9 protein-coding genes are annotated in these 12,632 nt (G+C 67.2%); 1 reads left to right on the forward strand and 8 read right to left on the reverse strand.

The features are described from left to right. Positions 1 to 95: 95 nt before the first annotated feature. From SH602x_RS21690 to SH602x_RS21725, 8 genes are all read right to left on the reverse strand, one after another. A complete protein-coding gene (locus tag SH602x_RS21690) occupies positions 96 to 659 on the reverse strand; it encodes a hypothetical protein (RefSeq protein WP_479474272.1) in 564 nt (187 codons plus the stop codon). Positions 660 to 1,074: 415 nt separating this feature from the next. Next, the gene (locus SH602x_RS21695; RefSeq protein WP_479474273.1) at positions 1,075 to 3,933 is read right to left on the reverse strand and encodes a cytochrome b N-terminal domain-containing protein; all 2,859 of its coding nucleotides are present in this window, start codon (positions 3,931 to 3,933) and stop codon (positions 1,075 to 1,077) included. A gap of 54 nt (positions 3,934 to 3,987) precedes the next feature. Continuing rightward, complete coding sequence (locus tag SH602x_RS21700) at positions 3,988 to 4,656, reverse strand: QcrA and Rieske domain-containing protein (protein WP_479474274.1); 669 nt, start codon at positions 4,654 to 4,656, stop codon at positions 3,988 to 3,990. A gap of 229 nt (positions 4,657 to 4,885) precedes the next feature. After that, a complete protein-coding gene (locus tag SH602x_RS21705; protein ID WP_479474275.1) occupies positions 4,886 to 5,890 on the reverse strand; it encodes a DHH family phosphoesterase in 1,005 nt (334 codons plus the stop codon). Positions 5,891 to 6,114: 224 nt separating this feature from the next. Continuing rightward, positions 6,115 to 7,071, reverse strand: coding sequence for a bifunctional riboflavin kinase/FAD synthetase (locus SH602x_RS21710; RefSeq protein ID WP_479474276.1), 957 nt, complete (start codon positions 7,069 to 7,071; stop codon positions 6,115 to 6,117). Between the two features lie 200 nt (positions 7,072 to 7,271). Continuing rightward, entirely contained in the window at positions 7,272 to 8,858 is a 1,587-nt protein-coding gene (locus SH602x_RS21715; RefSeq protein WP_479474277.1) for a hypothetical protein, read from the reverse strand. 86 nt (positions 8,859 to 8,944) lie between these two features. Beyond that, on the reverse strand, positions 8,945 to 9,754 hold the full coding sequence (locus SH602x_RS21720) for a hypothetical protein (protein ID WP_479474278.1): 810 nt from the start codon (positions 9,752 to 9,754) through the stop codon (positions 8,945 to 8,947). 136 nt (positions 9,755 to 9,890) lie between these two features. Next, the gene (locus SH602x_RS21725) at positions 9,891 to 11,198 is read right to left on the reverse strand and encodes a hypothetical protein (protein ID WP_479474279.1); all 1,308 of its coding nucleotides are present in this window, start codon (positions 11,196 to 11,198) and stop codon (positions 9,891 to 9,893) included. 291 nt (positions 11,199 to 11,489) lie between these two features. On the opposite strand from SH602x_RS21725, the gene SH602x_RS21730 reads away from it, so the two are divergent. Continuing rightward, positions 11,490 to 12,560, forward strand: a complete 1,071-nt coding sequence (locus SH602x_RS21730; protein WP_479474280.1) for a hypothetical protein — start codon at positions 11,490 to 11,492, stop codon at positions 12,558 to 12,560. The last annotated feature ends 72 nt before the right edge of the window (positions 12,561 to 12,632 follow it).

A 12,632-nucleotide genomic window follows, 5' to 3' on the forward strand; every position in this document is an offset into this window, starting at 1 on the left:
GCTGAGGCGTACGACGATGCAACACGGCTGGACAAGCCAGCCGTGGCACACAAGCCGTGAAGATAGCGAAACGGCTGAGATAGCTGCCCCGTCGCTCAAACCGCCGCGCGGGCCTTCCGAGGAAGCAGGGCGTCGAGGTGGAGCACCGCGTTCGACGACAGGGCGACGAAGCCGAACAGGGCGATGACGCCGCCGGTGCGCAGCAGCGCCGGGTCGAACAGGACGCCGCGAAGGAGCCACAACAGGCCCCAGCCGATCAGCGCCGTCGCGACGGTCGTTCCGAGCCAGAAGAAGGCGCCCAGCGCCGCGGGCTTCGCGGTCACGTTCGCTGACGAAGCGGCCGTCGCGGAAGCGGCTTCGACCGGCGTCGTCGGTTCGGCGGCGATGGCGGCGGCTTCGCGTTCGATCTCTTCCCCTTCTTCGTCGAGCGCCTGCCGCATCCGCACGAGCGTCTGCTCGAGCAGGACCTTGCGAACGGCCATCTCTTCTAGCATCGGCGCCAGTTCCTCCGCGTCGTAACGGAGCGTCGGAACCTCCTTCACGGCCATCTCCGACGGGCCGAGCAGCGTCGCTCGGACGTCGACCGGGGCAGGGGGCTCCGGCGGCGACGGCTCTTCGACGGGGGCGGGAGCAGGCGTGCGTTCCGCGGCGGATTTCACCTTCGGAAAGACGATCGGCAGGATCGTCGGAAGGTCGAAGGCATCTGATTCGGAAGCCTCTGTAACCTTGGCAGCGGCGACCGGAGTTGCGGCCGATCGTGTAGCGACCGTTCGCGACGAGGCGGGACGCTGCGCCCGACGGCGAACTTCGACCCTCGGTCGATCCGAAACGGGAAAGCGCTGAGGGTCGATCGGCATGACGAAACCGAGAGGCCGCGGAAACCGAGCGCCGACCCGCCCCGAGGCGGATCGACGATTCGTCCGCTCCTATCGTCCCACGACTCGTCGAACTTGAGCCGTTTCGGCGGGGCGACGAATGTCCCGTGTGCCATGCCCACGTCGCACAGCGTCGAAGTCGCGAAGCAGCGTGGGCATGGCACACCATGAGGAGAGGAGACCGCTACTTTCTACGCAACTACTCCGCAGCCGGTTCGCTCGTTTCCGCAGGGGCGGCCTCCGCAGGAGCCGTTTCAGCAGGCGCTGCCAGCTCTCCGCGCATCCACTTGAGCAGCAGTTCCAGATCGGTCTCGGAGAGCAGGCTCAGGTCGGGGTGATCCTCCCGGCGGAAGGCGGGCATGCGGTCGTTGCCGGCGCCGTAGAACTCTTCCGCCGCCGGGTTCGCGACGAAGCGCTTCAGCCAGTCGAGCGACCCGTAGCCGGTCAGATCGGGCGCGCCGGTTCCGACGTCGCCGTCGTCGCCGAACTTGTGGCAGTCGATGCACGAGCCGCCGCCGAAGGAGAACTCGACGAGCGCCGTCCGCCCCTCTTCGATCGAGCCGGCCTCTTCCGCTTCGGCGTCGAGATCGGCCTGCGAAGCAAGCTTCGCCTCGGCGCTGAGGGCGATGACGACCGCGTCGTAGGCCGCATTCGTTTCGTCATCCATGTCGGCGAAGGACGACTCGGAGAAGTCGACCATCTCGCCCTGTGCGTGGGCCGTTTTTCCGAAGAACCGGGCGCTCTGCATCTGCTCGGGCATCAGGAAGTCGGCCAGCCACGCCCGCGAGGCGAAGCCGTGCAGATTCGGCGCGGAAACGACCTTGGCCGCGATTCCCTGGCCCGCTTCGTCGGTGAAGGCGTGACAGGCGGAGCAGTTCCGCTCGAACAGCGCCTCCGCCCGGGCGACCTGGCCCGCCAGCGGATCGGCGAAGTCCTCGACGCGGGGAAGGCGTTCGACCGATGCGAGCGCCGACGTGGCCGCGGCGAGCGCCTGCTGCGGCGACGAAGAATCGACGGGCCGCTCGTCTTCGGGGCGATAGAAATCCCGGCGGAGCCAGTCGGCCAGCGTCGCGACCTCGTCCCACCGCAGGGCGTTGTTATGCGGCTTATCGAGGTCTGCCGCGAAGGCCGGCATGCGGTCGTTGCCCGCTCCGTAGAACCGCGGATGCGAGGGGTCGGCGATCATGCCGACGAGCCATTCGTAGGAGCCGTAGCCGGTGAGATCGGGCCCCAGGCCGATATGCCCCGCCTCGTGAAACTTGTGGCAGTGCGTCGCGCAGGTCGACTTGATCAGACGACGCCCCTCTTCGATCTGCGCCTTGTCTGCGGCGTCTGCGTCGCGTTGATAGGCCAGCCCTGCCTCTGCCGAAAGCGCGGCCGCGATGGCGTCGACCTGTTCGTTGATCAGCATCGGCGAGTCGGTATCGACCTCGGCGCCGACCGGAGCGATATGTTCCCGCACCCACGTCGCCATGCGGCTGTTCTTGTGGGCGGTGGAGCCGAAGTAGGGGGCGTCGATCCGGACAGGCGAACTCACGAGTTCCTCGCCGTCCTTCACAGGCGGCAGAGCGACGAACTCCTCCTTCGCGATCAGCGCGGGATCCAGCAGGCCGCGAATCCACGCCCGACTGCCGAAGCGATACAGATTGGGTCCGCCCAGTCCGGCATCCTGTTTCGGACGTCCCGCTTCGTCGAGAGGCCCGTCGATCGTGCGAACGAACGTCGGTTCGTCCGTCGCGTCCGCATCGGGCGTCGCGGGGTCGTAATGGGTATGGCAGCTCGCGCAGTGCTTCCCGAACAGTTCCGGTCCCTGGCCGAGCGGATCGCGGCGGAGCAGGATCGCGGCGCCCTCTCGCGAGATCAGGCCCTGCTGGGAAAGCTCGCCCGATTCCAGCGCGACGCGGCGCTGAATCAGGTCGCGCATCCGCAGAGCGTCGGCGTCGGCCTGCGCCACGGCGGCGTGATAGTCCTCGTTCTTCGCGTCTTCCTGCAGCGCCATGCGACTGAGCAGGACCATCGCCACGCCGAGAGCCGCGAAGCCGGCGATGTTGGCCCAGTGGCCGATCTTCCAGCGGCCCCACAGCGGGGCGAGCAGGATGAACGCCGTGACCAGCGTCGGGATGACGATCGCGCCGATGAACTCGCTCTCGCCGGGGAAGAACTTCAGTAGCTGAAACAGGTAGAGGAAGTACCACTCGGGGCGCGCGGCAGGATACTGCAGCGACGGATCGGCCGGCGGCTTGAGATCGGCGCCGGCGAGCGGTCCCTTCGTCATCGGGTCGGCCAGCACCGACGCGTCGAAGTGAATCGTCAGCGCCAGCGTCACGGCCAGCATCGCCAGGCAGCCCACCAGCGCCGCGAGCGGCTGATGGGGCCAGTAATAGATGGTCGCCTCGTGCTGCCTGGTTTCGCTCTGACGCGTCACGTCCTGGCGGTAGGCGGCCCAGGCGCGAATCCCGGTCAAAACGATGTACAGGATCGGCAGGATTCCGGCATGGACGGCGAAAAAACGGGTGAGCGTGTGATGGCCATACTCCGCTCCGCCGATGACGATCGCCTGGAGATCCGTTCCGCCCGGCGCGAGCGTCATCAGGTGGGTGCGAACGTTGCTCGACCAGTAGTTCTGCTGATCCCAGACCAGCAGATAACCCGCGAGCGCCGTCGCCACGAGCACGAACATCGAGACCAGCGTCAGCCAGTAGCGCAGTTCCCGCGGCGGACGGTACGCGCCGGTCAGGATCAGCACGACGAAGTCCAGGACCATGACGACGATCAGCACGTCGGTCATGTAGTGGTGGACGCCGCGGACCAGCCAGCCGAGGAACATCTCGTGCTGGATGTAATAGACGCTCTCCCACGCGGTCTGGGCGCTCGGACTGTAGGCGGTCCAGAGGAAGATGCCGGTGATCGCTTCGACCAGAAAGCCGAAGAGGATCATCGACGTCGTGACGTACCGCGCACGGAACTTCGCCGGCACGCGAAGATTGACGAAGCGCTGCCAGGCCGTCGACAGGCCTGCCCGCGATTCGAAATACTGCGACACCGGTCGAAAGTTCATCGATGCTCCGATCGTTCCGTTCCGTTCGCCCCGGCCGCGCGCGATGGCGACGACTCAGTCGGCGATCTTCTGCGCCGTCCCTGCCTTGTAATTCTGAAAGCGAACCCACACCTCGACGGACGACGCCGACTGGGCGGCGGTCTTCTCGTCGATCGGCTTCTCGACTCCCGGCAGCCGATACTCGACGGCGAGCGCGTCGAGCGGTCGGGGACTCGGGTTCGCCATCTCCGGCGTTTCGATCTTCGCCCCGTCGAGTTCGAACGAACTGTTATGGCAGGGGCAGCGAAAGACCGCCCGGGCGACGGAGAACCCGACGTAGCAGCCCGCGTGAGGACAGACCGCGTTGAACGCGAGAACCTGATCGGCGAGCCGCCTCAGGAAGATCGATCCGACCGGCTGGTTCGGCTCGCGATTCCAGGCGTCGACCTTGTCTTCCATGATCGCGAACTGAACCGGCGATCCGTCGAGCGGCAGCGCGTCGAGCGTCGTGATCCGCGTGAACTTGCCCTCGCCTCCTTCGCCGCCGCCCCCCTTCGAGCGCCGAATCAGCGGATCGAGGAACATCGCCAGTCCGGCGACCAGCGGCGTCCCCAGCGCAACGACGGCGAGAACCATCGTCGCCAGCGACGCCAGGAACGTCCGGCGCGGCGCAGGACCGGTCTCGGCGGACGACGATTCGGCGACGACGGGCTCCGGGCGCGTGTCCGTTTCCTTTCGGATCATCGAGTTCGAACCTCCTGCGGCGACTCAAAGATGGACGACGCGACCGTCAGCGATGGAAGAAACTTGCCGCGACAGGGCGCTCCCGCCGCGCTCGCGCAGAATCGCAGGCGCGAAGCTGAAGAGCGAAGGGCGAGCGATCGACGCCGTTCCACGATCGAAACGACGAGCGGATGCGAGGCGGGGTAGTGGGCGGGCGACGGATCGACCGGGAAGGGCAGGTCCGACACCATCAATCCTCCATAGCGGCTCGAACGGAGTCAAGCGCCAGCTTCCGAACGCTCGCCAGGTCGCCCTCCAGCCGGATGCCTGCCGCGTTCTGATGTCCGCCTCCGCCGAGCAACTCCGCCAGCCGCGAACAATCGAACGATCCGCGCGACCGGAGGCTTACCTTGAAGGAGTTGTCAGGCAGTTCGGAAAAGAATACCGCGACCTGCACGTGGGGCGTCCGCAGCGGCTGGTTGACCAGGTTGTCGGCGTCGTTGGGCGTCGCCGACAGCTCGACGTAGTCGCTCCGCAGCAGATAGGAGTGCGCGAGGCGACCCTCCTTTTCGAACGTCAGCCGGTCGAGCGCGCGGCCTTGCAGCTTCAGCCCCGCGATCGATTCCTGCTCGAACAGCGTGCGGTAGATGTAGTAGGGTTCCGCCCCCGCTTCGATCAGTTTGGCCGCCGCGCGGTAGGTCCCTTCGTTGACCGAGGGATAGCGGAACCAGCCCGTATCGGTCGCGATCGCGGCGAAGAGCGGCGTCGCCATCTCGGGATAGAGGGGCGTTCCGGTCGCGGCGAGACCGTCCATGATCAGGCGCCCGGTCGCTTCGACCGTCGCGTCCTTGAAGACGTCATGGCCGAGCGTGTCTTCGGTCTGATGATGGTCGAGCACCGCGACGCGGATATCGGTCTCCCGCACGTACTCCGCCATCCGCCCGATCTGGTTCCAACTGCTGGTGTCGACGATCAGCAGCACGTCGAAGGGGCCGACGCCGAAGTGATCGGTCAGCCGGTAGGGCTCGACGTCGACCGGCAGCGACTGAATGCGGTTCTCCGGATCGATGAACCGCAGGTTCGCCGGCGTCGGATCGGAATTGCAGATCAGCGTCTGTTTGCCGAGACGCCTGAGCCAGGCGTCCATCGCGAGTTCGCTCCCCAGCGCGTCGCAATCGGGGCGAGAGTGGCTCGTGATGATGAAGCGATGGGCGCCTCGCAGGACTTCTTCGAAGGCGTGCCAATCGATGGCCATGGGCGAATCGTTCTAGTGCGGGCGAATCGTGCAGGTCGCGGATCCAGCGATCGATTTTTTGTCGCCGGTAAAAGTGCTGGGCGCCAGGTTGTTCGACGGGGCTTCAGGGCGTCCGTGTGCCACGGCTGGCTTGCCCAGCCGTGCTGAATGGAGACCGCGGAACGCACGGCTGGACAAGCCAGCCATGGCACACGAGTCAACGACAGGAGCATCGCCGCTTCGATCTAGTGGGTCGATCGCGGCTGTGCGTCGGCGCTCGTCAATGTAACGATTTCGCGAGTCCGCGCGACGTCGGCATGCAGGGCCTCGATCAGGCGTTCCGCCGAAGGAAAGGGCTGCACGTCGCGCAGCCTCGCGAGAAACGTCACCTCCGCCGGCGTGCCGTACAGATCGCCGCTGAAGTCGAGCAGGTGGCACTCGATCTTGCGGACGTTCTCGCCGAAGGTGACGTTCGGCCCGACATGAATCGCCGTGGCCCGTTCGCCCCCGGGCCAGACGAATCTGCCGGCATAGATTCCGTCGCCCGGGATCAGCGTATCGACGTCGTCCAGATTCGCGGTCGGAAAGCCGAGATTCCGTCCGCGTCGTTCGCCGGAAACGACCCGTCCGCGAATGCGATAGGGTTCGGTCAGGAGCGCCGCCGCCTCGCCGACCGCCCCGGCGGAAAGCAACCGTCGGATGCGACTGCTGGAGATCGTCTCCCCTTCGCTGACCGCGGCGTCGAGGATTTCGAGGGCGATGCCGCGCTCGTCGCAGAGCGAGCGGAGCGTCTTGACGTCGCCGGCGCGATCCTTGCCGAAGTAGAAGTTCGGCCCCTCGATCAGCGCCCTGGCGCCGAGGGCGCCGGCGATCGCCCGATCGAAGAACTCGCGCGGCGAGAGCGCCAGGAGGTCGTGCGTCGTCGGACAGGCGAGCAGCACGTCGGCGCCTGCCCTGGCGAGCAGATCGGCCCGGCGCTCCATCCAGGTTAGCGGCGTCGGCGCCCGATCGGGACGGAGCAGCGTCGCCGGATGGGGATCGAACGTGAAGACGACGGCAGGTCCGCCGACTTCGTCCGCGCGACGGCGGAGGCGTTCCACGAGCTTCGCATGCCCGCGATGGACGCCGTCGAAGTTGCCGATCGAGACGGCTCCGCCGCGAGCCGCCGTCGGAAGCCGATTCAGATCGCGGAGCAGCAGCACGGAGGGCAGGGCAGGGGAGTACGAACGAAAGCGGTCGAGCCGCGCGTCGTCATCATACCTTGCAAGTCACCGACTTGGGACGTGCTATCGTCGTGCCGCCAAGGCGAGCGGAGGGTGTCAGCCCTCCGCGTGTTCCGCCAAGACTAAGACGTTTCGAAAGCCACGGAGGGCTCACGCCCTCCGCTCGCCAGGAAGTCGATCTACCGCACGCGGGCCCGGAAGCGGACGATGCCGCCCTGACCGACGGGGAGCGGATCGACGATCTCCCACCGCAGGACGAGCGAGTTGGCTTCGTTCGCCTCGACGAAGAACTCCGCCTCGCGGCTCGACTGGGCGGTCCCGTCGATGTATTCCAGGCGGGTCGTCAGGTTGTCGAGGATGGTGACGTTGCCGACCAGTTGCTCGCCCACGTTGTCGTAACGCAGGGTGAATTCAACCTCGTCGCCGGGCTGAGCGGCGCCCTTCGACGCCATCTTCACGACGCGGATCTGCGGCTTGCCCTGACGTTCGTAAATGATCGCCTCGGCGGGCTCCGTCACGCTTCGTTCGACCAGCGGGACGTCTTCGTCCACGAGCACCTGCACGGCCTTGCGGTCGGTCCAGGTCATGGCCGCGTCCATGCTCTTGGCCAGCCGCGGCTTCTCGCCCGCCAGGAATTCGCCCGTGCGGGTCAGGTGGAAGTCCTCGTAAAGCTGCAACGTATCGACGAACCGGGCCAGCAGGCGCGCGCCGTCGAGCCGACGGATCGCCTGACGTTCGAGCAGCGAGATCGGGTTCCGCTGGCCGAGTTCGGTCTGCGGCTGGAGCGGCTGGATCGCAGTCGTGACCGGGGCATGCTCGGTCTGGCCCTGAATGCGCGAGGCGTCGATCATGCCGGCCAGATAATCTCGCGACTGCGATGAGACGACGCCGCGAGTCTGTCGCACGGCCGCGAATCGGGGAGCGTAAATCGCTACGCGATTGCTGGGGCTGACGCGGGTTTCTCCGTCGAGCGTGTCGAAGTGGCCGACGGCGTCCTCGATATCGAGACCGCGCACGCGCCAGTCGGGATCGACCACCGCGGGCAGGTCAGCGTCGCCGCCGTCGAAGATCCACTCGTCGAGCGGCCAGGGGGCGGGCAGTCCGTCCGGACGCCAGCCCGCGTAAGGCTGCGGCCCCGCGGTGTAGGGCGCCATCGAAGGAGCCTGCGGAACCTGCGCTCCTGCGAAACCGTTCCGCGCCGCGGCCGCCTCTTCCGCCTTGCGCTTCCAGATCGCGGCAGTGACCGGCTGGCAGTGCGGGCAGACCTCGCCCCACGGCGTCATGATCGGCGGGCCATGATCGGCCGAATGGCTCGGCGGCAGGGCGGGCGGTTCGCCGATGACCGCGACCGGCGCGTCGCCCGATTCCAGATGCTGGACCGTCTGAATCGTCGCCGGTTGCGGCGCAGTCGCCGGAGCCGCTTCGGTCAGAACGGGCGCCACGGAGGATTCGTTCGCCACGGGCATCTCCGCGACCGGCTGCTTCGCGACGTTCGTCTCTGCCGGCGAAGACTTCGTGCCGACAGGGAACGGCGGCGCGGGAATGTCCGTCGCGACGGAGCCCGCAGGCGGAGTCTCCTGCGCGGCGAGCGGCGGGGCAGGGGAGGGCGTCGACCCGAACTCTTCCGCCGAGAGCGACGGCGGGGCCGCCTCCGCGACGGAACCGATCGTCGTCGTGCGCGAGGACTCGCTGAGATGACAGCCCGACAGCGCCAGCGCTCCCGCGGCGCAGGTCGCGGCGATGCCGGACCAGGTCAAGCGTCGCACGCTAGCAGATGCCATTCGTCGTTCAAGAACGATCGGGAAGACTCGAGTCATGCCTCTTCCTGTCGGCGCGTCTGCGCCTGCAATCGTCAGGGAGCGAAGGGCAGGGGATAGCGCCGGAGATCGAGATTCGGATCGGCAGCCTGCGGTACCGTCGGATGCGTCACCTCGCGCGGCGGCATCCAGATCGGCGGCGAAAGCATGCCCGGCATCTGCGCCCTGGGATCGACCGGCGGCATCCGCGAACCGATCCGAAGCACCGCCATCGGACGCCCCAGTCGGTCGGCCGTTTCCAGCGGTTCCTGCGTCGGGGCGATTTCGAAGTAACGTTGGAAGTCGTGACGATCCTGGACCGGCAGCGCCTGGTTAGGATCTTCCAGATAGACGACCCGCGTGACGAAGCTCCCTTCGAGCGCGAGGTCCAGTTCTTCGACCGTCAGGTGGATCGGAACGGGAAAGTTCCATTCCTGACCTGCGGGCGGGTAGAGCCGGCTCGTCAGTTCGATCGTCGGATAGAGCTCTTCGCCCGGACGAAGCGGAATCCCGGTCACCCGCAGCCGATAGGCGTAGCCGATCTGCATCGCGACCTTCGCCGAGCCGGCCTGGGGAGGCGAGAACTGACCGTCGACCTCGAACGAGACCGATCCGCCGTCGGGCAGCACGATCTCGACCGGTTGCCAGTAACCCGCCATGGGACCGCCGCGGGCAAGTTGCTCGCGACCGATGGCGCCGGGCGGCAGCTCGGTGTCGTGTCGATAATGCACGCCGCCTTGGGCCAGCGCCGGCGTCGCCGCCCCGCAGAGCAGGGCAGCGGCGAACGTCGCCTGGGCGGCAGTCCGCAGACTCGCGACGACGCTCTGGGGCGTCGTTCCGAACTGGGGTCGCGGTTTCGAGGTCATGCGCGATCTCGCGATACGCGGTCCCGGTACGAAAAACGATCAGGCGGCACTCGCCTGATCGTCCCGGATGTTGCGTGGCTTGAAGAAAACGCGGGACTTGCCCGCGTCTCTGTCCTGAGATTCGTTCGCGGTTCGCTTACGGGGTCGCGATGACGCCGGGGGCGACCGTCTCGGGCGGGCAGTACTCGCCGTCGACCACCGTCTCGCCGCCGATCTCGCCGCCCGAGTAGGCGCCGGGGAAGGCGGAGTTGCCGTAGACATGGACCATGTCGGTCTGCGGCTGGTTGAACTTCAGGTTCGGGCGATGCGTCTTCTCATGCACGTAGACGCGGTCCGCCGGGTTCGGGTAGCTCAGACCAGGAGTCTGCTTGACGTGCATCTTGATCGAGGGCGAGGGGCCCGGGATGTGATGCGGCGTGTGGTTATGGATCGAGTGACGCTGCAGACCGGCGGGCACCCCGAGCGGAATGTGGGGCGGACCGGGCAGTCCGATCGGCGTTCCCGTGTAGGGCATGCCGTACTGCGGACCGGCGCCGAAGCCCGGATGACCCGCCATGGCGCCCATGGGAGGACCGTATCCTCCGGCAGCTCCGGGCGGGCAGTAAGCGCCAGCGGCGCCAGCGTACCCCTGCGGGTAACCGCCGCCCTGCGGATAACCGCCGCCCATCGACGGATCGAACGAGGCAGCCCCTTCATATCCGGCAGGAGCGATTCCCGCCATGCCGCCGCCCGCCATGGCGCCGACCGGACCTTCGAGGTCCTTGTTGCCGAGGCGAATGATGGCCAGGATCGAACCGCGACGGTCCGCTTCCACGATCGGGTCGACGCCCGGATCGAGGCGAGTGCTGACCAGCGTATCGACGCCGGCGAGCGCCAGTTCCTGGAAGTCGGGATCCGGCAGGTAGATGACCTTCGTCACGAAGTTGCCGGTCAGCGCCTGGTCGAAGTCTTCCGCGGTGAACTGCACCGGGATGGCGCCGTGATCGAGGAACGTCGCCGTGCGAGGCGTCGCCGGTCCGATCTCGATCGTCGGGTAGAGTTCGACGCCGACGTAACCCGGACCCGGGATGTTCGTCAGCTTGAGTCGATAGATGCCGCCCTGGGTGAAGTCCATACGGGCCGGCGTGACCAGCGGCACCGAGTCGAAGCGACCGGGCGCGGTCACGTCGAAGCGGACTTCCATCTGCTCCGGATCGGCGAAGTAGACCTGGGCCGTGGCCGCAGGCGCGCCCATCATCGGTCCGTACATCGGAGCCGGAGGAATGACGCCCGGTCCGGGACCGCCGACGCCAGGACCCGGTTCCATCAGGCGGCTCGCAGGCGGCAGATTATGCGCGTGCGGGTCGCCTCCCCGACGGAAGTGAGGCTGCGCGACGGCGATCTGACAGACGCCGGCGGCGGCCGCAGCCGCGACGCAGAGGTAGAACGATCGACCGATTCGCATGAGGATCCCCCCCGAGTTTGTTATCCGCCCGCGAACGTCCCGCCTGTCGGCTGAGACGCCGCCTCCCTGCGGCTGTTCGCCCTTTGCTTCGAACCGTCCCGGTCGAAACTCGACTGGACGCTTCTCGGCGGCGCTCCCTAAGATGCCGCCCGCCGATTCGGACCGACTGCACCGCCAGGAAAAGTCGCCGACTTTCCCCGGCGCCGAGGGGATACCTCGCGCAGGGCGTTCCTGAATTAGGTGATCGGTTCGGCACAAAGGAATTCTTCGGCAAAAACGGCGCATCCGGCCATGGGTTTTCGACGATCGGTCCTCGCAGCGACGCTCTCCGCGGTCGCGATCGCCGTCACGGCGCCGTTTCTCCTCGAAGAACGGGCCCTCGCTCAGGCTCCGTCGGGCGGCTCGACCGTCCCCGAGATCAACCCCGGAAAGCCGCTGACGCCGCCCCCCGCTTCGCCTTTCGAGCGTCCGCCGGCAGTGGTCGGCGGGGCAGGGGAGGGCGCCGAATACGTCGAACGCTCGGCGGTGCTCCTCCGGACCGTTCCGCACCTCCAGTGTGCCGTTCGCTGTCGTACGGACATGAGCGGCCTCTCCGCCGTCGGCGCCGGCAGCTACGCCCAATCCACGATCGGCGATCGGCGTCGGATTCGATTGGAACTCGACCTGAGCGTAGGCGAGAACCTGCGGGCGGAGTTTCTGCAGGTCAGCGACGGCGACGTCGTCTGGGTCAGGAAGCGCCTCCCGGAAAAGGAAACGCTCGAACGCCTGCGCCTCCAACGGCTCCGCAAGGAACTCTCCGTCAACGCGACGGTCGATCCCGGCATCCAGATCGCCGAAGGAGGCCTGTCGCGGCTCCTCTTCGCGATGAACGAGGCCTTCGCCTTCGGATCGCCCCGGCAGGACACTCTGGACGGCGAACCGGTCTGGGTGGTCGAAGGGCTCTGGAAGCCCGAACGCCTGGAAGCCCGCTATCCGGCGATCGCCGAGTCGCTGCGTGCGAAGAAGGTGGTCGCCCTCGGCGCTCTTCCGGAGCGGAGTCCGACCGGCGCGCGGCTCTATCTTCGGCGAAGCGATCGGCTCCGCCTGTTTCCCCACCGCATCGAGTTCACGCGGCAGGAGACGTCCCATCCGCAGAGCCCGAGCCGGACGCTGCTGCAGTACGATCTGTTCGAAGTCCGCGAACCGTCGATGATCGACGACGCCCTCTTCAATTTCGACCCGCAGGGCCAGCCCTACGTCGATCGGACCGAGTCGTTCCGGGGCAAGCACTTCCCCGAAGGATCCCGTCCGCTGCCGCAGCCTGGCGCCGACGTCGTGCCGGGCGAACTCACCGCCGGCAGGCCCGAGTCCGGCGTTCGCTGACGCGCTGCGGCCGAGTCGAGGGGGCGGATGGCCTACGCACTCTCATCTCGGGGCTTATCGTCGATCGTGTGC

The sequence above is a fragment of the Lignipirellula cremea genome (genome assembly GCF_056501455.1).